This window comes from Streptomyces sp. NPDC017936, from assembly GCF_044328485.1.
In the GTDB taxonomy this organism is placed as follows: Bacteria; Actinomycetota; Actinomycetes; order Streptomycetales; family Streptomycetaceae; genus Streptomyces.
Map to the genome: position 1 here is coordinate 54,296 of NZ_JBIRHK010000016.1, position 21,820 is coordinate 76,115.

Genomic DNA, 21,820 nt, shown 5'->3' on the forward strand with positions numbered 1-21,820 from the left:
CGGAAAAACAGTCCCGGAGGCTTCCGTGAGGCGCGGGAACGCCTCACGGAAGCCTCCGGGAACCCGCTCAGGCCGTGAGCCGGGCGATCGCCTCGTCCACCGTGAGCTCCTCGCGCTCCCCCGTCCTGCGGTCCTTCAGCTCCAGCACGCCCTCGGCGGAACGGCGGCCGGCGACCAGGATCTTCGGCACGCCGATCAGCTCGGAGTCGGTGAACTTCACGCCCGGGGAGACACCCGCCCGGTCGTCCACCAGGACGCGCAGACCGGCCGCCCGCAGCTTCTCGGAGACGTCGAGGGCCAGCTCGGTCTGCAGGGCCTTGCCCGCCGCCACCACGTGCACGTCGGCCGGGGCGACCTCGGCGGGCCAGCACAGCCCCTTGTCGTCGGCGGTCTGCTCGGCGAGGGCGGCGACCGCGCGGGAGACGCCGATGCCGTACGAGCCCATGGTGACGCGGACCGGCTTGCCGTTCTGGCCGAGGACGTCGAGCTTGAGGGCGTCGGCGTACTTGCGGCCCAGCTGGAAGATGTGGCCGATCTCGATGGCGCGGTCCAGCTTCAGGCCGGTGCCGCAGTTCGGGCAGGGGTCGCCCTCCTGCACGACCACGACGTCGACGTACGCGGCGACCTCGAAGTCACGGCCCGCGACGACGTTCTTCGCGTGCGTGCCCTCCTTGTTGGCGCCGGTGATCCAGGAGGTGCCGGGGGCCACGCGGGGGTCGGCGATGTACGTGACCTTCTCGCCCAGGCCCTGGGGGCCGACGTAGCCGCGGACCAGGTCCGGGCGGCCGACGAAGTCCTCGGCGGTGACCAGCTCGACGGAGGCCGGGGCGAAGTGCGCCTCGACCTTGCCCAGGTCGACCTCGCGGTCGCCGGGGACGCCCACGGCCACGATCTCGCCGTCGACCTTGACGAGCAGGTTCTTCAGCGTGGCGGAGGCCGGGACGCCGAGGTGGGCGGCGAGGGTCTCGATGGTCGGGGTGTCCGGGGTGGGGATCTCCTCGAGCGCGGCCACGCCCTCGGCGTCCACCGGCTTCAGCCCGTACGTGATCGCCTCGGTGTTCGCCGCGAAGTCGCAGTTCGGGCAGTCGGCGAAGGTGTCCTCGCCGGCGCCGGCCGGGGCCAGGAACTCCTCCGACTTGGAGCCGCCCATCGCGCCGGCGGTGGCGGCGCAGATGCGGTAGTCGAGGCCGAGGCGCGCGAACACCCGCTGGTAGGCCTCGCGGTGCAGGACGTACGACCGGGCGAGGCCCTCGTCGTCCAGGTCGAAGGAGTACGAGTCCTTCATGAGGAACTCGCGGCCGCGCAGGATGCCGGCCCGCGGACGGGCCTCGTCACGGTACTTGTGCTGGATCTGGTACAGGATGACCGGCAGGTCCTTGTACGAGGACGCCTGGTCCTTCACCAGCAGGGTGAAGATCTCCTCGTGGGTCGGGCCGAGGAGGTAGTCGCCGCCCTTGCGGTCCTGCAGGCGGAACAGCTCGGCGCCGTACTCGTCCCAGCGGCCCGTCGCCTCGTACGGCTCGCGCGGCAGCAGGGCGGGGAGCAGCACCTCCTGGGCGCCGATCGCGTCCATCTCCTCGCGGACGATCCGCTCCACGTTGGCGAGGACCTTCTTGCCGAGCGGCAGCCAGCTCCAGATGCCGGCGGCGGTGCGGCGGACGTAGCCGGCGCGGACGAGGAGCTTGTGGCTGAGGACCTCGGCGTCGGCCGGGTCGTCGCGCAGGGTCTTCGCCATCAACTGGGACATGCGCTGGACCGGTGCGTTCGCCATGGTTCTCGTACTCCTGCCGATGGTGGTCCCCGGCCCGGGCGGGGCCGGGAGTGGGGAGGGTGCTGGCTAGGAGGTTAGCCGGGAGCCCTGGGCGGCCGGAAATCCGTTATGCGCGGCGCAGCGGGAGCGGGGCGCCCATCACCGCGTAGGGGCGGGGGGCGCTGGGGAAGAGGACGCGGCGGGCGAGGTCCCGGTAGCCGAGGGAGCGGTACAGGGCCCGGGCCGGGCTCTCGACGTCGATCGCCGAGAGGATCGAGCGGGGCTCGGCGGCGGTGTCCGTGATGGTGGTGATCAGTGCCCGGCCCGCGCCGCGGTGCTGGTGGGCCGGGTGGACGTGGAGTTCCGTGATGACGAAGGAGTCGTCGAGCCAGGCGTCGTTCCCCTCGGCGCGCAGGTACGGCTCGACGACGGTCGACCACCAGTGGGTGCGGTCGTTGGGCATGCCGTACACGAACCCGGCCAGGCGGCCGTCCGCGGTGGTCGCGCCGAGGGCCCGCGCGCCGGGGTGGGTCATGTGGCGCAGGACGATCTGCCGGCGTACGGCCACCTCCTCCGGACCGAGTCCGAAGGCCACGGCTTGTACCGCGAGGGCCTCGTCGACGTGCGCTGAGAGGTCCAGGGGGCCGATGACGAGGTCCATGCCGGGAGCCTAGCGCCTCGCCGGAGGGCGCCGGGGGCCGCGGTCGTCCTCCGGCCGGGGCGCGGGCCGCTGCCGGTCGCGGCCCGCCGTCCCGGGACGGTTCCTCAGAACAGCACGCTCATGAAGGCGCCGACCTCCTGGAACCCCACCCTCCGGTACGTCCGCCGCGCCGCCGTGTTGAAGTCGTTGACGTACAGGCTGACGACCGGGGCCACGTCCGCGAGCGCGTAGCGCAGGACCGCCGCCATGCCGGGCGCCGCCAGGCCCCTGCCCCGGTACTCGGGGGCCACCCAGACCCCCTGGATCTGGCAGGCCTGGGGCGTCGCCGCGCCGATCTCCGCCTTGAAGACGACCCTGCCCCGGTCGTCGAGGCGGGCGAAGGAGCGGCCGGAGCCGACGAGTTCGGCGACCCGGGCCTGGTAGAGCAGCCCGCCGTCGCCGGCCATCGGGGAGACGCCGACCTCCTCGGTGAACATCGCCACGCAGGCCGGCATGATCGTTTCCATCTCGTCCTTGCGGATGCGGCGGACGTAGGGATCCGGGGCGATGTCGGCGGGCATGCGGTCGGTGACCATGAGGGGCTGGCGGGCGCGGACCTCGCGGGCCGGGCCCCAGTGGGGCTCCAGCAGGCGCCACAGCTGGGCGGTGGACTCGGCGGGGCCGACGATGGAGGAGCAGCGGCGGCCGGCCCGGCGGGCGCGGTCGGCGAAGGCTCGGACGGCGCGCGGGGTGGCGCAGATGGGGACCAGGTTGGCGCCCGCGTAGCACAGGGACGTCAGCATGCCGTCCTCGTACCAGCCCCACATCTCGCCGCCGAGCCGCCACGGGTCGAGGCCCGCGACCTGGACGCGGGAGGTGACGAAGGCGTTCGTGACCGGCTCGCGGTCGAGGACGGCGAGCGCGGCGTCCAGGTCGCTCGGTTCGAGGACCCGGGAGGTGGTCTGTGTCAGCACGTGCGGGGCCTCACACTGGGGTCTGCCTCTGATCTCCGCACTGTACCCGCGGAAGCTGAGCAGCGTCGCCCTGCGGGGGGACAGCTCGTTCAGGGGTGCGGCCGGGCAGCGTGCCGCTCCGGGGGCCGCCGTCCCCGGGCCCCCTTCGTCGGCCCCGAACGGGCCTCGTCCTCGAACTCCCCGGACGGGCTGAGGTGTCCGGGCCTGCGCCTGGACGCCCTGGTCCCCTCCGGGTGGGGGTGGGGGCGGACGTGTCTCGTCCGCAAGCACCCGACGGGCTCGGCGACCCGGCCCCGCGCCGGGAGATCCGGGACGGGTCGCCTGGGCCGGCGCCCCCGGTGCCGGCCCCTGTCACCTCACCCCGCGACCGACACCGACGGCTCGCCGGAGGTCACGCCCTGGGCCTCCATCTGTTCGGCCAGCTTCATGGCCTCCTCGATGAGGGTCTCGACGATCTTGGACTCGGGGACGGTCTTGATGACCTCGCCCTTGACGAAGATCTGGCCCTTGCCGTTGCCGGAGGCGACGCCGAGGTCGGCCTCGCGGGCCTCGCCGGGGCCGTTGACGACACAGCCCATGACGGCGACGCGGAGCGGGACCTCCATGCCGGTGAGGCCGGCCGTGACCTCCTCGGCGAGCTTGTAGACGTCGACCTGGGCGCGGCCGCAGGACGGGCAGGAGACGATCTCCAGGCCGCGCTGCTTGAGGTTGAGGGACTCCAGGATCTGGTTGCCGACCTTGACCTCCTCGACCGGGGGGGCCGACAGGGAGACCCGGATGGTGTCGCCGATGCCCTGGGAGAGCAGGGCGCCGAAGGCGACCGCGGACTTGATCGTGCCCTGGAAGGCGGGGCCCGCCTCGGTCACCCCGAGGTGGAGGGGGTAGTCGCACCGGGCGGCGAGCTGGCGGTAGGCCTCGATCATCACGACCGGGTCGTTGTGCTTGACGGAGATCTTGATGTCGCGGAAGTCGTGCTCCTCGAAGAGGGAGGCCTCCCACAGCGCCGACTCCACCAGGGCCTCGGGCGTCGCCTTGCCGTACTTCTGCAGCAGGCGGCGGTCCAGCGAGCCGGCGTTGACGCCGATGCGGATCGGCGTGCCGTGGTCCTTCGCGGCGCGCGCGATCTCCTTGACCTTGTCGTCGAACTGCTTGATGTTGCCGGGATTGACGCGTACGGCCGCGCAGCCGGCCTCGATGGCGGCGAAGACGTACTTGGGCTGGAAGTGGATGTCGGCGATGACCGGGATCTGCGACTTGCGCGCGATGGTCGCGAGGGCGTCCGCGTCGTCCTGCGTGGGACAGGCCACGCGGACGATCTGGCAGCCGGACGCGGTCAGCTCGGCGATCTGCTGGAGGGTCGCGCCGATGTCGGACGTACGGGTCGTGGTCATCGACTGCACGGACACGGGGGCGTCTCCGCCGACCGCCACGGAGCCGACCTGGATCTGCCGGCTCTTCCGGCGCTCGGCGAGCTTGGTCGGAACGGACGGCATGCCGAGAGAAATCGCAGTCATCTGCTGTGCAACCCCAAGTCGTGGATCAAGGTCCGGTCCCGTGAGCAGCGGGCTCCGGCCTCTGAGATTACGGCACGGGTACTGAGCCGGGCACATCACGCTCGTCAGCCCCCTGGACGAGTGACCGGAGGGGCCCGCGACGGCCGACGGCCGGGCACCCCGGGTGCCCGGCCGTCGTGAACTCCGTGTGGCTAGGAGATCCGCACCGGGTTCACCACGTCCGCGATGAGGACGAGGATCGTGAAGCAGACGAAGATCCCGGCCACCACGTAGGCCACCGGCATCAGCTTCGCCACGTCGAACGGGCCCGGGTCCGGGCGGCGCAGCACCCGGGCGACGGCGCGGCGCAGCGACTCCCACAGCGCGCCCGCGATGTGGCCGCCGTCGAGCGGCAGCAGCGGGAGCATGTTGAAGAGGAACAGGGAGAGGTTGAAGCCGGCCACCAGCATCAGCGCCATCGCCAGCTGCTGGGTCGGCGGGATGTCCAGGGTGAAGATCTCACCGCCGACGCGGGCCGCGCCGACCACCCCCATGGGCGAGTCGGGCTCGCGGGGCGCGCCGTCGAAGGCCGCGTTCCACAGGGCCGGGATCTTGCCGGGCAGGGCGGCGAGGGAGTCGACGGCCTCGCCGATCCGGTCGCCCATCCAGGTCAGGGACTCGCCGAAGTCCTGCTTGACGATGCCGGTGGCGGCGCTGAAGCCGAGGAAGCCGGCCGTGACGTACTCGCCCTGGACGATCTGGCCGGCGGCGTCCTTCTTCGCGACCTGGTTGGTGGCGATCGTCGCCGTCAGCGTGACGTCCTCGCCGTCGCGCCGGACGACGATCGGCACGGTCCTGTCGGGGTTGGCGCGGATCAGGTCGGACAGCTCGTTCCAGTCGTCCGTCCGCACGCCGGCGAAGGAGACGATCTTGTCGCCGGCCTTCAGTCCGGCGGCCGCCGCCGGGGAGGCCGGGTCCTTGGCGGTGCAGTCGTCGCGGTTCTCGCTCTGCTTGATGACGCACTGGGAGACGGAGCTGACCGTGGTGGTCTGCTGGGAGATGCCGAAGCCCATCAGCACGGTCAGGAACAGCGCCACCGCGAGCACCAGGTTCATGAACGGGCCCGCGAACATCACGACGACCCGCTTCCACGGCTTGCGGGTGTAGAAGAGGCGCTCCTCGTCCCCCGGCCGGAGCTCCTCGAAGGCGGCCGAGCGGGCGTCCTCGATCATGCCGCGCCAGGGCGAGGTGGAGCGCGCCGCGATCCGGCCGTCGTCGCCGGGCGGGAACATGCCGATCATGCGGATGTAGCCGCCGACGGGGATCGCCTTGATGCCGTACTCGGTGTCGCCCTTGCGGCGCGACCACAGGGTGGGGCCGAAGCCGACCATGTACTGCGGCACGCGGATGCCGAACAGCTTGGCCGTGGACAGATGCCCCAGCTCGTGCCACGCGATCGAGACCAGCAGGCCGACCACGAAGACGACTATGCCGAGGATCATCATCAGGGACGTCATCAACGCGCCTCCGCGGTCGCCGTCTGTGCTGTCTGGGCTGTCAGTTCCCGGGCCCGGGCCCGGGCCCAGGTCTCCGCTTCGAGGACGTCCGGCACGGTCAGTGAGGTTCCCCTGACCGGCGTGCCGTGCTCCTCGACCACCCGGGTCACCGTATCGATGATCCCGTTGAACGGGAGCGCGCCCCGGCGGAACGCCTCCACGCACTCCTCGTTGGCGGCATTGAACACGGCCGGGGCCGTGCCCGCGAGCTCGCCCACGTGGCGGGCGAGGTTCACCGCGGGGAAGGCCTCGTCGTCGAGCGGGAAGAACTCCCAGGCCGACGCCTTGCTCCAGTCGAAGGCGGGCGCGGCGTCGGGCACGCGCTCGGGCCAGCCGAGGCCGATGGCGATGGGCCCGCGCATGTCGGGGGGCGTCGCCTGCGCCAGTGTCGATCCGTCCGTGAACTCAACCATCGAGTGGACATACGACTGGGGGTGCACGACGACCTCAATGCGGTCGAAGGGAATGTCGTAGAGCAGGTGCGCCTCGATGACCTCCAGGCCCTTGTTGACGAGGGTCGCGGAGTTGATCGTGATCACCGGGCCCATGGCCCAGGTGGGGTGGGCGAGGGCGTCCTCGACGGTGACGTGCGCCAGCTGTTCCCTCGTACGGCCGCGGAAGGGGCCGCCGGAGGCGGTGACGACGAGCTTGCGGACGTCCGCGCGGGTGCCGGCGGCGAGGGCCTGGAAGAGGGCCGCGTGCTCGGAGTCCACCGGGATGATCTGACCGGGCTCGGCGAGCGCCTTGACCAGCGGGCCGCCGACGATGAGCGACTCCTTGTTGGCGAGCGCGAGGGTGCGGCCCGCCTCCAGGGCGGCGAGGGTGGGCGCGAGGCCGATGGATCCGGTGATGCCGTTCAGGACGGTGTGGCACTCCGGGGAGGCGGAGCCGGCGAGCAGGGTGGCCGCGTCGGGGCCGGCGAGGATCTCGGGGAGCGGCTCCCCGGCGCCGTACTGCGCGGTGAGCGCCTCGCGCAGGGCCGGTACGACGTCCTCGCGGGCGACCGCGACGGTCCGCACCCGCAGCCGGCGGGCCTGCTCGGCGAGGCGGGCGACGCGGCCGCCGTTGGCGGACAGGCCGGTCACCCGGAAGCGGTCCGGGTTGCGCAGCACGAGATCGATGGCCTGGGTGCCGATCGATCCGGTGGAGCCGAGGATCACCACGTCCTTCGGGCCGTCGCCCGCGACGGGGTCGTGGACGAGGTGCGGGTCGGCGAGGGGGGCTGGACTGTCGCTCATCCCCCCATTGTGGCCGCAACGCACGGGCCGGTGGACAGGGTGTCCCCGAGTCCGCGTCCGCCCGGGCCCCGTCGTACGGCGTTCCCGGGGCCGGTGGCGGTTCGAGCCGCGGGCTCGCCCGGCGCCCGGAGCCGCGTCCGGGCGTCGCGCCGCCGCCCGTCCCGGAGCCGCGCCGGGCCGGCCGCGGGGGGCACACCCGGTCGCGGGTGATCGGCGTCCCCCCGGACGCGGTCCGCGCCCCGGCCGGGAGGGCGCCGGGGAGCGCAGGCGCCCCCGGGACGCGGGTTCCGTCGCCGGACCCGGTCCCGGGGTGCCCGCGGGGCGCTCGGGCGGATCACCCGAGGGGGCGGTGGACGTTCTCCCGTTCGCTGGGCCCGGGCGTGGCGTCGGCGATCCACGGGCCCTCGCCCGACGGGTCGACGATGCCCTGCTCCAGCCACTCGTAGGTGCCGGAGAGAACGCCCTTGACGACCTTGCGGTCCAGGTCGTCGGTGTTGGCCCACAGGCTGGTGAAGAGGGCGTCCACGCGCAGGCGGGCCTGGCGGCAGAAGGCGTCGGCGAGCTGGTAGGCCTCCCGGCCGTGCTCGCCGCGCGAGCGCAGCAGTTCGGCGCGCACGCAGGCCGCGCTCATCGCGAACAGCTCCGCGCCGATGTCGACGACCCGGCCGAGGAAGCCCTGCTTGGTCTCCATCCGGCCCTGCCAGCGGGACATGGCGTAGAAGGTGGAGCGGGCGAGCTTGCGGGCGTGGCGTTCGACGTAGCGCAGGTGTCCGGAGAGGTCGACGCCGTGCCGGAACTGCGCGTACGCCGACGGCAGCTGGCCCGGTCCCGTGACCAGTTTGGGGAGCCACTTGGCGTAGAAGACGCCCGCGTTCACGCCCGCCCTCGCCTTGTCCTGGAGGGACTTGTCGGGGTCGATGAGGTCGCCGGCGACGGAGAGGTGGGCGTCGACGGCCTCGCGGGCGATGAGGAGGTGCATGATCTCCGTCGAGCCCTCGAAGATGCGGTTGATGCGCAGGTCGCGCAGGAGCTGTTCGGCGGGGACCGCCCTCTCTCCGCGGGCCGCGAGCGAATCGGCCGTCTCGAAGCCGCGGCCGCCGCGGATCTGGACGAGTTCGTCGGCCATCCGCCAGCCCATCTCGGAGGCGAAGAGCTTGGCCAGCGCGCCCTCGATGCGGATGTCGTTGCGGTCCTCGTCGGCCATCTGCGAGGAGAGGTCGAGGACGGCCTCCAGGGCGAAGGTGGTGGCCGCGATGAAGCTGATCTTCGCGCCGACCGCCTCGTGGTGCGCGATCGGCTTGCCCCACTGCTCGCGGGCCGTGGACCACTCGCGGGCGATCTTCAGGCACCACTTGCCGGCGGCGACGCAGGACGCGGGCAGCGACAGCCGGCCGGTGTTGAGGGTGGTGAGGGCGATCTTCAGTCCCGCGCCCTCGGGGCCGATGCGGTGCGCGGCGGGGACCCTGACCCGGTGGAAGCGGGTGACGCCGTTCTCGATGCCGCGCAGTCCCATGAACGCGTTGCGGTTCTCGACGGTGATGCCGGGCGAGTCCGTCTCCACGACGAAGGCGGTGATGCCGCCCTTGTGGCCGTCGCTCTTCGGGACCCGGGCCATCACGACCAGCAGGTCGGCGACCACGCCGTTGGTCGTCCACAGTTTGACGCCGTCGAGGACGTAGTCGTCCCCGTCGGGCACCGCGGTCGTGGCGAGGCGCGCCGGGTCGGAGCCGACGTCCGGCTCGGTGAGCAGGAAGGCGCTGACGGCGGTCGTCGCGCAGCGCGGCAGGAAGGCCTGTTTCTGCTCGGGGGTGCCGAACATCTTCAGGGGCTGCGGTACGCCGATCGACTGGTGGGCCGACAGCAGGACGCCGACCGCCGGGCTGGCCGAGCCGACCAGGGCCAGCGCCTTGTTGTAGTACACCTGGGTGAGGCCGAGGCCGCCGTACTTGGGGTCGATCTTCATGCCGAGGGCGCCGAGCTCCTTGAGCCCCTGGACGACCTCGTCGGGGATGCGGGCCTCGCGTTCGATCAGCGCGCCGTCGATCTTCGTCTCGCAGAACGCGCGGAGCTTGGTCAGGAACTGCTCGCCGCGCCGGACGGCCTCGTCGGTGGGGAGCGGGTGGGGGTGGATCAGGTCGAGGCGGAGGCGGCCCAGGAACAGTTCCTTGGCGAAGCTGGGCTTGCGCCAGTCCTGCTCCCGGGCGGCCTCCGCGACCTGGCGTGCCTCACGCTCGGTGACGGTGGTTTTCTTGAGGGGTGGTGCGGACATGAGGCTCACCTCGCCGCGAATCGGGATCTCGGGCCACATCGGTTACCGATGGGTGCTACTCGATCGTTGGTACCCGATCCGGGACGTCCCCGCCACCCTTCGCGTGGCCCTCCGGCCCGTCTCAGCCGATGGTGACCGAGTAGGACTTCGTGTCCAGACGGCCCGTTCCCTTGAAGACCTCGGTGCCGGACTCGATCCCGGAGACGTACTTGTCGTTGCCGAGGAGCTTGCGCCGGACGAGTGCCTGGGTGAAGTCGTCCAGGTCGAGCGTGGCCTTGGTGGTGTTGGTGCGGCGGACGAAGGAGTACACCTTCCAGCCGATGTCGCCCTGGTAGATGTCCCACATGGCGCCGCCCAGGCTGACGCTGCCGTACTTGGTGCCGAGCGGGCCGGCGCCGCCCTGGCGGTTGAGCCAGATCATGATCTCGTCGGTGGGCTGGTCCTGCCAGTCCGCGGTGTTCTCGGCGTGCAGCCACAGGTCGTGGGCGACGTTCATGGTGCCGGGGGTGGAGGACAGGGAGAACTCCCAGCTCACCGTCATCTTCTTGCGGTCGCCGACCTTCACCGGCAGTCCGGTCCTGGCCTGGTCGACCTTCCAGCCCCAGTGCCAGCCGAGGACCGTGCTCGCGTAGGACTTCACGTCCGCGTCGGTGCCTCGGGCGTTGTTGGCCCAGGTGTAGCCGGTCCCCCAGGAGACGGTGTCGCCGGAGGCGGAGTCGCCCCAGACGCACTGGCTGCCGGTGCCCTTGTCCTGACCCCAGAGGTTGTTGTTCACGTAGTACTTGCCGAGCGTGATGGTGTCGAACGCGGTGCACCTCTTGCTCGGCTCGCCCGCCTGGGCGACGGTGACGCCGGCGGCGGCCGCGAGGGCGACCGCGGTGGCGGTGAGGGTCTTCGCCTTCTTGGACAGGCGGGGGCGGCGGTGTTGCATCGGGGGTCCTTCCGGGGGACGGTTCGTGGTGCCGCCCCTCAGTGGCCGCCGGTGTTCCGGAGGGTTGCCGTCCCCTTTCCGGCCGCTCCTGGCGGAGATTGCTGTCGAAGCGCTTCGACGACCTATGGACACCCACCTTCGCTAGAGCTACTGTCGAACCACCCTCACCCGCCCTTGTTCGCACTGCGCACTGTCGAAGCGCTTCACAAAGCTTGGAGAGCTGGATGGTCACCCTCGCCGAGGTCGCCCAGCACGCCGGAGTCTCGGCGAGCACGGTGAGTTATGTCCTCAGCGGCAAGCGGTCCATCTCCGCGTCCACCCGGCAGCGGGTCGAGCAGAGCATCCGCGAACTCGGCTACCACCCGAACGCGGGCGCGCGCGCCCTGGCCAGCAGCAGGTCGAACATCATCGCGCTGATGATCCCGCTGCGCACCGACATGTACGTGCCGGTGATGATGGAGATCGCCATCGCGGTCGCCACCACGGCCCGTGCGCACGGCTACGACGTCCTGCTGCTGACCGGCGAGGAGGGTCCCGACGCCGTCCGGCGGGTCACCGGCAGCGGACTCGCCGACGCGATGATCCTGATGGACGTCCAGCTCGACGACGAACGGCTGCCGCTGCTGCGCGGCGGGGGCGTCCCCGGCCGGGCGGGGTCGAGGGCGGGGGACGACCAGCCGTCCGTCCTCATCGGGCTGCCCGCCGACACCACCGGGCTGACCTGCGTCGACCTCGACTTCACGGCGACCGGCGCGCTGTGCGTGGAGCACCTGGCGACGCTCGGCCACCGCGACATCGCTGTCATCGGCGAGGCGCCGGCCGTCTACGAGCGGCACACCGGCTTCGCCGAGCGCACCCTCGACGGGCTCCGCTCCCGGTCGCGGGAGCTCGGGGTGCGGCTGCTGCACCGGCCGTGCGAGGGCGGGTACGACGCGATGGCCGTGACCCTCGCCCGGATCTTCGACGAGCGTCCGGGCACCACCGGCTTCGTCGTCCAGAACGAGTCGGCGGTCGAGCCGCTGCTGGCCCTGCTGCGCCAGCAGGGCCGGGCCGTGCCCGAGGACGTGTCGGTGGTCGCGATCTGCCCCGAGCAGGTCGCCGTCCAGGCCTCGGTGCGGCTGACGTCGGTCGCCATCCCCGCGCAGGAGATGGGCCGGCGGGCCGTGGAGCACCTCGTCGCCAAGCTCGACGGCCGGGGCAGGGACGACGTGGTGCTGCTGGCACCCGAGCTGACGGTCCGGGCGAGCACGGGTCCGGCGCCGGCCGCCTCCTGACGAACCCCTTCACGCGCACTGCCCCGCCGCGGCCGGGGCAGCCCTTGTCTGCACTCCTCCAGGAGCACAGGAGCCCCCGAAGTGAATCAGCCTGCCGAAAACCAGACTCAGGTAAGCCTCGCGCAGTCCTCGCCCACCGTCGGCACCTTCCGCGAGCGGGACGGGGCGCTGGAGTGGAGCGGCCGTCAGGAGACCCTGCGGATCGAGCCGTGGGGGCCGGACGCGGTCCGGGTCCGGGCGCGGCTCGGCGGTCCCGTGCTCGACGGCCTGCCGGGCGCGCTGCTCGCGGACGCCCCGCCGGCGTCGTACACCGTCAAGGTCGAGGACGGGCGGGGGCGGCTGACCGTCGGCGCCCTGACCGCCGAGGTCGACGCCGAGGGCATGGTCCGCTTCCTGCGGACGGACGACGGCGCCGAGATCCTGGCGGAGGAGCGCGCCCACTTCTGGTGGCCGGGCCCGCGGCTCTACACGGCCGTCGGCAACGGCCATCACCGGCTGGAGCAGCGGTTCGCCGCGTACGAGGACGAGAAGCTGTACGGCCTGGGCCAGCACCAGCACGGGCGGCTGGACCAGAAGGGGCTGGTGCTGGACCTGATCCAGCGCAACGCCGAGGTCGGCATCCCGGTGCTCACCTCCAGCCGCGGCTACACCCTGTTGTGGAACAACCCGGCGATCGGCCGGGTGGAGCTCGCGCACAACGGCACCCGCTGGGTGGCGGACTCGGCCCGCCAGATCGACTACTGGATCACCGCGGGCGCCCCGGCCGACGCCCAGCGCCGCTACAGCGCCGTGACGGGCCGCACCCCGATGCTGCCGGAGTGGGCGGCGGGCTTCTGGCAGTGCAAGCTGCGCTACCGCACCCAGGACGAACTCCTCGACGTGGCACGGGAGTACAAGCGGCGGGGCCTGCCCATCAGCGCCATCGTGTGCGACTTCTTCCACTGGACCCATCTGGGCGAGTGGAAGTTCGACCCGAAGGAGTGGCCGGACCCGGCGGCGATGGTCCGGGAACTGGACGAGCTGGGCATCAAGCTGGTGGTGAGCGTCTGGCCGTCGGTGTCGCCGCTGAGCGAGAACCACCCGGTGATGGAGCAGCGCGGCTACTTCATCGGCACCCAGTACAGCCCGACGGCGCACGCCGACTGGCCGGACAAGGAGGTCGCCTCCACGGTCCAGGTGGCCTTCTACGACGCGACGAACCCCGACGCCCGTGACTTCGTGTGGTCGCGCGTCCGCGACAACTACCTCACCCCCTACGGCATCACGGCCTTCTGGCTGGACGCCTGCGAGCCGGAGCTGAAGCCGGGCTTCCAGGAGAACCTGCGCTACTGGGCGGGCCCCGGCCTGGAGGTCGGCAACCTCTACCCGGCCGAGAACGCCCGCACCTTCCACGAGGGCCTGCTGGCTTCCGGCGAGGACGAGGTCGTCACCCTCAACCGCTCGGCCTGGGCGGGCAGCCAGCGCTACGGCGCCGCCCTGTGGTCGGGGGACATCGGCACCGACTTCGCCACCCTGCGCCGCCAGATCGCGGCCGGCCTGAACACCGCGCTGTCGGGCATCCCGTGGTGGAACACCGACATCGGCGGCTTCCACGGCGGCGACCCGGACGACGCGGCCTACCGCGAGGTGATGGTCCGCTGGTTCCAGTTCGGCGCGCTGTCCCCGCTGATGCGTCTGCACGGCTTCCGCGACCCGGGCATGCCGCTGGGCCCGGAGATGACCGGCGGCCCGAACGAGGTGTGGTCGTACGGCGAGGAGGCCGGGGCGATCCTGGAGGAGTACCTGCGGCTGCGGGAGCGGCTGAAGCCGTACGTGCTGGACGTCATGCGGGAGGCGCACGAGGAGGGGCTGCCGGTGATGCGGCCGCTGTTCCTGGAGTTCCCCGAGGACCGGGCGGCCTGGTCGGTGGACGACTCCTACCTCTTCGGCCGGGACCTCCTGGTCGCCCCGGTGCTGACGGCGGGCGCCACGGCCCGCACGGCGTACCTCCCGGCGGGCGCGGTCTGGACGGACGCGTGGACGGGGGAGACGTACGAGGGCGGTGCGGCCGTGACGGTCGACGCCCCGCTGGACCGGATCCCGCTGTTCCTGCGGGACGGGGCGCGGCTGCCGGTGGCCGGCTGACCGGACCCGGACGCGGAAGTGCGGCCGGTCCCCCCGCCGGGGAGGGGCCGGCCGCGCGGTCGCGGGACCGGGTCAGGTCAACTGCTGCTGACGGTCAGGTTGTTGGTGGTGAAGTTCAGACCGCCGGACGACGAGGTGATCTCGTAGCCGAACTGCACGTCGCCGATGGTCTCGTTGCCGAACCAGCCCTTGGTGTCCTTGATCCACTTGAGGATCGGCAGGATGTTCACCGTGCCGGAGGTGGAGTTCGAGGTGCGGATGAACGAGAACACCTCGTTCGCGCCGTTGTTGCCCTTGTAGACGGTCCAGGTGTGGCCGCCGAGCGTCACGTTGCCCTGCGAGGTGCCGAGCGGGCCGACGGCTCCGGTCTTGTTGACCCAGAGCATGATCTCGTAGTCGTAGTCGGTGTCCCAGATGTCGTACGACGTGTTGTACGCGCCGGACGACGGGACCGTGACGTTGTAGGCGCTGGTGAGCGAACCCAGCGAGGTGATCGACTTGTTGACCACCTTCTTGGCGTTGGGGTAGGACTTGATGCCGCCGGTGTCGGGGTGGTTGGCCCAGACGCCCCAGTTGGTGCCGGAGTTGGCCCAGGTGCACTGGCTGCCGGCGCCGGAGCCCCAGATGTTGTTGTAGAGGGTGTAGCCGTTCAGGCTGGTGTTGCCCCACTGGTCGCAGGAGTTCCAGACGGCCGCCTGGGCGGGGGCGGAGGCCAGGCCGACGGTGGCGCCGAGCGCGAGGGCGGGGGCGAGCAGGGCCTTGGCGACCCTGCCGAGGGTGCGAGATGCCATGGTGTCCCTTCCATGGGTGGGGGGAATTGCGGGGGTCACCACGTCCCCAGGGTGAGGACGTGGTCTTCTCCGGCCACGAGGTCGAGCGGCTGTGCGCCGGAGGAAGTCCGGACTTCGATGCGCCGGGTGCGGTGCGGCCTGAGGACGGCGCGGGCGCCGTCGGGTCCCCAGGTCAGGTCGAGGGAGGCGCCGAACCGGGTGCGCACGCCCCTCAGTTCGCCCGCCGGGAGCGCGGGGGTGAGGGCCGGCAGCAGGACCAGCCGGTCGGGGGTCGACTGGACGAGCGCCTCGATGACGACGGCGGGCAGGGTGTGGGCCGCGTCCGCGTTGTAGACGTCGCGGTGCGGGTAGTGGGCGCTCATCAGGGAGGCGTGGAAGAAGTCGCCCGCGAGGACCTGGTCGAGGGCGTGGGCGACCCGGTCGCCGTCCCGGAGGCGGGCCGCGATCAGCGCGTGGTGGAGGTGGCCGTGCGCGGAGTCGTTCTCGGAGCCCCGCAGTGCGAGGGCGCGGTGGGCGGCCGCCGCGAGGCCGGGGGTGTCGTAGGGGGTGATCTCGTCGAGCGGCCAGACGCCGTAGAGGTGGCTGAGGTGGCGGTGGTCGTAGCTGTCCTCCAGCCCGGGCCGGGCCCATTCGGCGAGGGCGCCGTCGGCGTTGACGCGGTGGGGCGGCAGGCGGTCGGCGAGGGCGCGCCAGCGGTCGGCGTCCGGGGTGTCCGGGTGGTAGGCGGCCGCGGTCAGCAGCGCGTGCCGGGCCGCCGAGAGGTCCATGGCGGCGTTGATCGCGCCCCAGCTCCCGTTGGCGGGCCGGTTCTCCGGTGAGTAGGAGGGCACCACGACGAGCTGTCCGTCGTCGTCGGTGCGGGTGAGGAAGTCCTCGTAGAACAGGGCGGTCTCGGCGAGCGCGGCGGCGGTGCGCGGGTCGCGCCCGCCGTGCGTCTCGTCGTGCTCGACCAGCGGCGCGAGCAGCCAGTCCGCGCCGGCGGTCCACAGGTGGAGGGGGTACTCGCGGCTGAAGTGGTACGTGAGCCCGGACTCGCCGTCGGTGTGGGGCGGGGCGACCACGCCGCGGGCGCCGAAGATCGCGCGGGCGTTCTCCCGCCAGTCCGGGAGCTGGCCGTGGATCAGGGCGGCGAGGGCGGCGGTGACCTCGGGCAGGGCCGCGGCCGCCGCCGAGGCGGTCTGGAGGTTGACGTTGGCGTCGGTGGTGAAGGCGCCGGCCCAGGCCGTGTCCCAGTCGCCGGTCCACAGGCCGGTGAGCCGCGGCGGGAACAGGCCGCTCGCGCTGAGCAGGTGGTAGCGGCCGGCCGCGAAGAGCCGCTCCAGCAGGGCCCTGCTGCCCGGCCGCTCCAGCAGCTCCGAGCCCGCCAGGGCGCGCTCGTCCGCGTCGGCGGCGAGGTCCAGGGTGACGCGTTCGTAGGCGGTGCGGTGCAGCGCGGTGTGCCGGTCGAGGAGGTCCTCGTACGACTGCTCCGCGAGGAGGGCGCGCAGGGCGCGGGTCTCCTCGGTGACGTCGGGTTCGCCGGTGTGCCGGCGGACGCGGGTGAGGAGGAGGACGGCGTCGGCGCCCTCGACGCGGGCGCCGGGCGCGGCGAGGGACACCCGGCCGCCGGTGATCGCGACGACGGTGACGCCGGTGTAGGCGCGGTCGCTGTCCGGGTAGCGGGCGCGCAGGCTGAGGGCGGCGCCCTCCGGGGTGAGAAGGGTGCCGTGGCCGACGGCGAGGCCGGCCGGGGCGCCCGGGAGCCGGTGGTCCAGGCTGAGGTCGAGGGTGAGGTCGTCGCCGGTGATCCGCTGGACGATCACGTCGTCGGCGCGGGAGACGAAGACGCGGCTGGTCCAGCCGGCGCAGGCGGCGGTCGTCTCGCCGGTGGTGAAGTCGACGTCGCGCCGGTAGCCGGGCCGGTCCGCGGGCGGACGCCGCAGCCGGGTCTGGAAGGCCGGGTGGAAGGGCTGCACCCACTGCAGCGGCCGGCCGTCCGTGAAGGTCTCGGCGGCCGTGAGGTCGCCGGCCAGCAGCCGGTCCTGGAGGGCGGGCAGGTCGGCGGCGAGCCGGGGCGGCCGGGCGTGTTCGCCGCCGTTCGGCCGGACCAGGGTGTGGTGGGTGACGACGACCCGGTCGTCGTCCGGATCACCGAACACGAGGGCGCCGTGGTGGCCGTTGCCGCTGAGGAAGCCGTCCTCCCAGCGGGCGGCGGGGCGCGGCTCCCAGGTTCCGTGCACGGGGGCGTCGGGCGCGTCGGGGGCGGGTGCCGCGGCCGGCGCGGGCGGTTTGCGGGTCATGGTCGCAGCACCGCCGCTCCGTAGCGGCCGAGGGTGACCGTGCCGGTGACCGTGGCGCCGGTGAGGAGGTCGGTGCGGGTGCCGGGCACGTCGACGGTGACCGGCTCCCGCCCGTGGTTGAGGACGAACAGCAGTTCGCCCCGGCGTACCGCCTCGACGCCCGCCGGGAGGCCGTCCAGCACGGGACGGGCTCCGGCCGCGGCGGCGACGCGGGCGAGCAGCGCGCGCAGGGCGTTCGGCTCGGGGAGCGTGGAGACGTACCAGGCGCGCCCCGTGCGCAGCACGGCGGGCAGGCCGTCGAGCTCGCCGCCCCGGTAGGAGATCGTCTCGGTGACCGTGTCCTCGTCGGGCTCGATCTCCTCCGACCACAGCGTGCCCCGGAAGCCGTCGCAGTCGACGCTCTCCCCCGGTTCCAGCGGCCACCACTCGTGCAGGGTGCGGATGCCGAACAGGGCGCGCAGCCGGGCGTCCATGCCGCCGGCCCGGATCCGGTCGTCCTCGTCGGCGACGCCGGTCAGGAAGCCGCTGACGAGGGTGCCGCCGCCGCGGACGTAGCCGAGCAGGTTGTCGATCGCCGGGTCGGTGAGGAGGTAGAGCTGCGGGACGACGACCAGCCGGTAGCCGCTGAGGTCGTGTTCCGGGTGGGCGAAGTCGGTGGTGAGGTGGGACTCCCACAGGGCGCGGTGCCAGGCGTGCAGCACGGCCGGGTGGTCGACGTGGGTGGAGGGGCGGCCGTCCTGGGCGCTCGCCCACCAGGCGTGCCAGTCGTGCAGCACGGCGACGTCCGCGTCGATGCGGCTGCCGGCCACCTCCCCGCCGAGCCGGGCGAGGTCGGCGCCCAGCTGCTTGACCTCCTGGAAGGCGCGGCCCCGCTCCCCGGCGTGGCCGAGCATCCCGGAGTGGAACTTCTCCGCTCCCTGGCGGGACTGGCGCCACTGGAAGTAGCAGACGGCGTCGGCGCCGCGGGCGACGGCCTGGAGGGACCACAGGCGGTTGAGGCCCCGCGGCTTGGGGTGGTTCACCGCACGCCAGTTGACCGGGCCGGCCGCCTGCTCCATCAGCATCCAGGGGCCGCGGGCCTGCGAGCGGGTCAGGTCCTGGACCAGCGCGGCGTGCTGCGGGCCGAGCGGGTCGCGGGGGTCGGGGTAGAGGTCGACGGAGACGACGTCCTCCTCCTCGGCCCAGCGCCAGGCGTCCTGGCCGAAGAAGAGCGGCATGAAGTTGGTGGTGACCGGGATGTGCGGGGTGTGCCGGGCGACGATGTCCCGCTCGGCGGTGTAGCACTCCAGGAGCATGTCGGAGGTGAAGCGCCGGAAGTCGAGCACCTGCGTGGGGTTCTTCAGGTAGTGCGGGGTGCGCGGGGGCAGGATGCCGTCCCAGGTGTCGTAGCCCTGGCTCCAGAAGGCGGTGCCCCAGGCGGTGTTGAGGGCGTCGAGGGTGCCGTACCTCGCGCGCAGCCAGCGCCGGAAGGCGGCGGCCGCCTCGTCGCCGTGGTCGGCCGTGCAGTACTCGTTGTTGATGTGCCACATCGTGAGGGCGGGGTGGCCGGCGTAGCGGGCGGCCAGGTCCTCGGTGATGGCGGCGGCGTACCGGCGGTAGGTGGCGCTGGAGTGCGAGAAGTGCTGGCGGCCGCCCCACCACTCGACGCGGCCGTCCTCGGTGCGGGGCAGGGTGTCCGGGTGGAGCCGGCCCAGCCACGGCGGCGGGGAGGACGTGGGGGTGGCGAGGACGACGCCGACGCCGTTGTCGTGCATCAGGTCCATCAGCCGGTCGAGCCAGCCGAAGTCCCGTGCGCCCGGCTCGGGTTCGAGCTTCGCCCAGGAGAAGACGCCGAGGGTGACGGAGGTGACGCCGGCGTCCCGCATGAGGCGTACGTCCTCGTGCCAGGTCTCCTCGGGCCACTGCTCGGGGTTGTAGTCGCCGCCGAAGAGGACGCGGCCCCGGGTGGCGTCGCTCAGCGCCGGCCTTCTCGCGGTGGTCATCGCACGGGCTCCCCGTACTGGATGCCCCGTCCGTTGGTGGCGAGGTAGACGCGGCCGTACACCCGTGGGTCGCCGGTGACGGTCTCGCCGGTCCAGCCCCACTGGTGGGCGTCGTCGTTGATCCGGACCCAGGTCCTCGCCTCGTCGTCGGAGCGGTGCACGGCGGTGACGGCCTCGGTGGCCCCGACCAGGTAGAGCGCCGGGTAGGCGGCACCGGGAGCGGCCTTGCCGAAGCCGAGGGCGTACGCGGCCCACGGGCCGGCGACCCGGGAGAAGCCCGCGCCGCCGTCCGTGGAGCGGTAGAGCCCGTTCCCCTTGGTGCTCAGCCACAGGTCGCCGGACCGGCCGGGCGCCGCGACCAGCTCGAACTGGCTGTCCCCGGAGGGCAGTCCGGTCGCGCGCGCGGTGAAGGTCAGGCCGCTGTCGGTGCTGGCGAACAGCGTCCCGGTGTCGGTGTCGTACGCGTAGAAGCGCGTCGGGTCGGCCGGGTCGGCGACCGGCGTGGCGCCCTTGGGGAAGGAGGGGACCTCGGACCAGGTGGCGCCGTTGTCGGTGGAGCGGTGGGCCGGGTACTTGGTGCCGTCCCAGTGCACGAACACCCACAGCAGCACGCTGCCGTCGGTGTTGGTGGCGATCGGCCCGGGCGCGTCCTTGCCGAGGGCGGGCTGGGCCGCGAAGGGCGTCCAGGTCCGCCCGCCGTCGTCGGAGTGGGCGCCGTTGCCGTGGTCCCCCCAGCCGGTGCGCACGACGTAGGAGGGTCTGGCCGCGGCCATCGCCAGTCCCGTGGCCGTGCCGGTCACGGGGTCGGTGGCCATGCCGCGGGACGGGGACGCGGTGAGCCGCTCGTGGTACAGCACGCCGATGTCCCCGGATCCGCTGATCAGGTGCGCCCGCCCGGTCGGGGGCGAGACCAGCAGGCGCACGGACGTCTCCTCCAGGCCGCGGATCTGCGGGGCCCAGTGCTTCAGGTCCCGGGTGCCGTAGAGGGTCGCGCCGGTGCCGTACACGAGGTGCTCGGAGTCGTACGGGTCGACGGCGACGGTCTGGATCCACCAGCCGAACTTGGGCTTCGCCTCTCCCCACTCGAGGTAGGGGGTCTCCGACACGTCGAGGACGGCGGTGTCCTTGAGGGACCTCCAGGTGCGGCCGCCGTCGGTGCTGCGGTACAGGGTGTCGACCGCCGCCCAGCGGTTGTTGGTGGAGACGACGACCGTGCCGGGGCGGCGGGCGTCCACGGCGACCCCGCCGTAGCCGAAGCGGTCGTCCGTGGTCCCGCCGGGCCTCACCGGGGTGACCTCGGTCCACTCGCCGGTGACCGTGGCGAGCTTGTGCACGCTGCCGTCGGTCTGGCCGTTGGGGCCGGGGGCGTCGGCGTACGTCACGTACAGCTCGCGGGTGTGCCGGTCGTGGGCGGCGCGGATCGGGACCTTGGCGGCGGTGCCGGCGGGCTGCCCGGGGACGGGCTCCCAGGTGGCGCCGTCGGCGGTCCTGAACAGGTTCGCGGAGGCGCCGTCGGCGTCGCCCCAGCCGGCGTAGACGGTGCGGCCCGCGGCGACGAGGAGCGTGACGCCCTGGCCGGTCGCGCCGGGGGTGGCCGGGAAGGCGCCGACGGCCGCCCAGGTGGCGCCCCGGTCCGTCGACCTCCACAGTCCGTCGTGCCGGGTGCCCAGCCAGAGGGTGTCGCTGTCGCGGGGGTCGACGAGCAGGCGTTCGCCCGCGCCGCGGCCGTCCTCGTTGGCGCCGAGCTTCACGGGGAGGTCGGTGCGGGTCCAGGTGGCGCCGCGGTCCTCGGAGCGCAGGACCGCGCCGTTGCCGGCCCAGGACTGGGCGTAGGTGCCGAGGGCGAGGTAGAGGCGGTCCGGGTGCGCCGGGTCGACGGCGAGGGCCTCGACGCCGAGGAGGTTCCAGTCGTCCCAGCCGAGGTGGTCGGTGAGGGGGGTCCAGCGGGCGGCGCGGTCGTCCCACCGGTACGCGCCGCCGATGTCGGTGCGGGCGTAGGCGAGGCCTCTGACCGACGGGTGGAAGAGGACGCCGGTGACGAAGCCCGTGCCGCCGATGACGGCGTTGCGCCAGCGGTAGGCGGGGGCGGCGGGCTGTGCGGCTCCCGCGGCCGGCGCCTGCCCCTGGACGCCGGGGAGGGCGGTGAGGGCTGCCGCGGCCGCGGTGCCGGCGAGGACGGTGCGGCGGCTGAGGGGGGAGGCGTGCATGGGTACCTCGCAGGGTGGGGTCGGGATCGTGGGCCTGGGTTCGCCGGGTGCCGTCGGCTGGTGCTGGGGGGTGGGACGCGCAGCCCGGCGCTCACGGGGTGCCTCCCCCGCTCTCGGCTTCGCTCGAGCGGGGGGGACCCCCATCGCCCACCCGTGCCGCCCCGGGGGTCCCCCCAGGCCCTTGAAGGCACGGGGGGAGGCACGCCCGCGGGGTCGACGGCTCGGCCGACGGCGGGCGTGTGCGGACGTGACCAGGGAAGCGGGACGGTAACGGTGTGCGGCTTCGTTGCGGGGGCGCGACCGGCCGCCGAC

General features: G+C 73.0%; 14 protein-coding genes. 2 read left to right on the forward strand and 12 right to left on the reverse strand.

All coding sequences use genetic code 11. The features are described from left to right. Nucleotides 1-67: 67 nt before the first annotated feature. From ACH4F6_RS29350 to ACH4F6_RS29385, 8 genes are all read right to left on the reverse strand, one after another. Nucleotides 68-1,771, reverse strand: a complete 1,704-nt coding sequence (locus ACH4F6_RS29350) for a proline--tRNA ligase (RefSeq protein ID WP_397963396.1) — start codon at nucleotides 1,769-1,771, stop codon at nucleotides 68-70. Nucleotides 1,772-1,877: 106 nt separating this feature from the next. After that, nucleotides 1,878-2,411: a GNAT family N-acetyltransferase gene (locus ACH4F6_RS29355; RefSeq protein ID WP_397963397.1), complete on the reverse strand. Its 534-nt coding sequence runs from the start codon at nucleotides 2,409-2,411 to the stop codon at nucleotides 1,878-1,880. A 104-nt stretch (nucleotides 2,412-2,515) separates the two neighbouring features. Next, nucleotides 2,516-3,364, reverse strand: coding sequence for a GNAT family N-acetyltransferase (locus ACH4F6_RS29360; RefSeq protein ID WP_397963398.1), 849 nt, complete (start codon nucleotides 3,362-3,364; stop codon nucleotides 2,516-2,518). 356 nt (nucleotides 3,365-3,720) lie between these two features. Continuing rightward, entirely contained in the window at nucleotides 3,721-4,878 is a 1,158-nt protein-coding gene (gene ispG, locus ACH4F6_RS29365) for a flavodoxin-dependent (E)-4-hydroxy-3-methylbut-2-enyl-diphosphate synthase (RefSeq protein WP_397963399.1), read from the reverse strand. 191 nt (nucleotides 4,879-5,069) lie between these two features. Next, a complete protein-coding gene (locus ACH4F6_RS29370) occupies nucleotides 5,070-6,362 on the reverse strand; it encodes a M50 family metallopeptidase (protein ID WP_397963514.1) in 1,293 nt (430 codons plus the stop codon). Between the two features lie 11 nt (nucleotides 6,363-6,373). Next, on the reverse strand, nucleotides 6,374-7,651 hold the full coding sequence (gene dxr / locus ACH4F6_RS29375; RefSeq protein ID WP_397963400.1) for a 1-deoxy-D-xylulose-5-phosphate reductoisomerase: 1,278 nt from the start codon (nucleotides 7,649-7,651) through the stop codon (nucleotides 6,374-6,376). A 334-nt stretch (nucleotides 7,652-7,985) separates the two neighbouring features. Next, nucleotides 7,986-9,920, reverse strand: a complete 1,935-nt coding sequence (locus ACH4F6_RS29380; RefSeq protein WP_397963401.1) for an acyl-CoA dehydrogenase family protein — start codon at nucleotides 9,918-9,920, stop codon at nucleotides 7,986-7,988. Nucleotides 9,921-10,041: 121 nt separating this feature from the next. Continuing rightward, entirely contained in the window at nucleotides 10,042-10,851 is an 810-nt protein-coding gene (locus ACH4F6_RS29385) for an endo-1,4-beta-glucanase (RefSeq protein WP_397963402.1), read from the reverse strand. Between the two features lie 224 nt (nucleotides 10,852-11,075). Here ACH4F6_RS29385 and ACH4F6_RS29390 point away from each other — a divergent pair, with 224 nt between their 5' ends. Both ACH4F6_RS29390 and ACH4F6_RS29395 read left to right on the forward strand, forming a co-directional pair. Further along, nucleotides 11,076-12,125 carry a LacI family DNA-binding transcriptional regulator gene (locus ACH4F6_RS29390; RefSeq protein ID WP_397963403.1) on the forward strand — a complete coding sequence of 350 codons (1,050 nt, stop codon included), beginning with the start codon at nucleotides 11,076-11,078 and terminating at the stop codon, nucleotides 12,123-12,125. Nucleotides 12,126-12,206: 81 nt separating this feature from the next. After that, complete coding sequence (locus ACH4F6_RS29395) at nucleotides 12,207-14,249, forward strand: TIM-barrel domain-containing protein (protein WP_397963404.1); 2,043 nt, start codon at nucleotides 12,207-12,209, stop codon at nucleotides 14,247-14,249. A 77-nt stretch (nucleotides 14,250-14,326) separates the two neighbouring features. Here ACH4F6_RS29395 and ACH4F6_RS29400 read toward each other — a convergent pair whose 3' ends face one another. The 4 genes from ACH4F6_RS29400 to ACH4F6_RS29415 are packed head-to-tail and all read right to left on the reverse strand — an operon-like array spanning nucleotide 14,327 to nucleotide 21,508. Further along, nucleotides 14,327-15,040, reverse strand: coding sequence for a hypothetical protein (locus ACH4F6_RS29400; RefSeq protein WP_397963405.1), 714 nt, complete (start codon nucleotides 15,038-15,040; stop codon nucleotides 14,327-14,329). A 35-nt stretch (nucleotides 15,041-15,075) separates the two neighbouring features. Beyond that, nucleotides 15,076-17,319, reverse strand: a complete 2,244-nt coding sequence (locus tag ACH4F6_RS29405; RefSeq protein ID WP_397963406.1) for a glycosyl hydrolase family 95 catalytic domain-containing protein — start codon at nucleotides 17,317-17,319, stop codon at nucleotides 15,076-15,078. After that, a complete protein-coding gene (locus ACH4F6_RS29410) occupies nucleotides 17,316-19,301 on the reverse strand; it encodes a beta-galactosidase (RefSeq protein ID WP_397963407.1) in 1,986 nt (661 codons plus the stop codon). Before ACH4F6_RS29410 ends, ACH4F6_RS29405 begins: the two co-directional genes overlap by 4 nt. After that, complete coding sequence (locus ACH4F6_RS29415) at nucleotides 19,298-21,508, reverse strand: 1,4-beta-glucanase (protein ID WP_397963408.1); 2,211 nt, start codon at nucleotides 21,506-21,508, stop codon at nucleotides 19,298-19,300. The genes ACH4F6_RS29410 and ACH4F6_RS29415 overlap by 4 nt, the downstream gene beginning before the upstream one ends. Nucleotides 21,509-21,820: the final 312 nt, after the last annotated feature.

What these genes read in the sequence shown, in the direction of transcription:
- ACH4F6_RS29350 (WP_397963396.1), bottom strand. Translation starts at nt 1,771, where the DNA reads ATGGCGAACGCACCGGTCCAGCGCATGTCCCAGTTGATGGCGAAGACC.
- ACH4F6_RS29355 (WP_397963397.1), bottom strand. Translation starts at nt 2,411, where the DNA reads ATGGACCTCGTCATCGGCCCCCTGGACCTCTCAGCGCACGTCGACGAG.
- ispG (WP_397963399.1), bottom strand. Translation starts at nt 4,878, where the DNA reads ATGACTGCGATTTCTCTCGGCATGCCGTCCGTTCCGACCAAGCTCGCC.
- ACH4F6_RS29370 (WP_397963514.1), bottom strand. Translation starts at nt 6,362, where the DNA reads ATGATGATCCTCGGCATAGTCGTCTTCGTGGTCGGCCTGCTGGTCTCG.
- dxr (WP_397963400.1), bottom strand. Translation starts at nt 7,651, where the DNA reads ATGAGCGACAGTCCAGCCCCCCTCGCCGACCCGCACCTCGTCCACGAC.
- ACH4F6_RS29380 (WP_397963401.1), bottom strand. Translation starts at nt 9,920, where the DNA reads ATGTCCGCACCACCCCTCAAGAAAACCACCGTCACCGAGCGTGAGGCA.
- ACH4F6_RS29385 (WP_397963402.1), bottom strand. Translation starts at nt 10,851, where the DNA reads ATGCAACACCGCCGCCCCCGCCTGTCCAAGAAGGCGAAGACCCTCACC.
- ACH4F6_RS29390 (WP_397963403.1), top strand. Translation starts at nt 11,076, where the DNA reads ATGGTCACCCTCGCCGAGGTCGCCCAGCACGCCGGAGTCTCGGCGAGC.
- ACH4F6_RS29400 (WP_397963405.1), bottom strand. Translation starts at nt 15,040, where the DNA reads ATGGCATCTCGCACCCTCGGCAGGGTCGCCAAGGCCCTGCTCGCCCCC.
- ACH4F6_RS29405 (WP_397963406.1), bottom strand. Translation starts at nt 17,319, where the DNA reads ATGACCCGCAAACCGCCCGCGCCGGCCGCGGCACCCGCCCCCGACGCG.
- ACH4F6_RS29410 (WP_397963407.1), bottom strand. Translation starts at nt 19,301, where the DNA reads ATGACCACCGCGAGAAGGCCGGCGCTGAGCGACGCCACCCGGGGCCGC.
- ACH4F6_RS29415 (WP_397963408.1), bottom strand. Translation starts at nt 21,508, where the DNA reads ATGCACGCCTCCCCCCTCAGCCGCCGCACCGTCCTCGCCGGCACCGCG.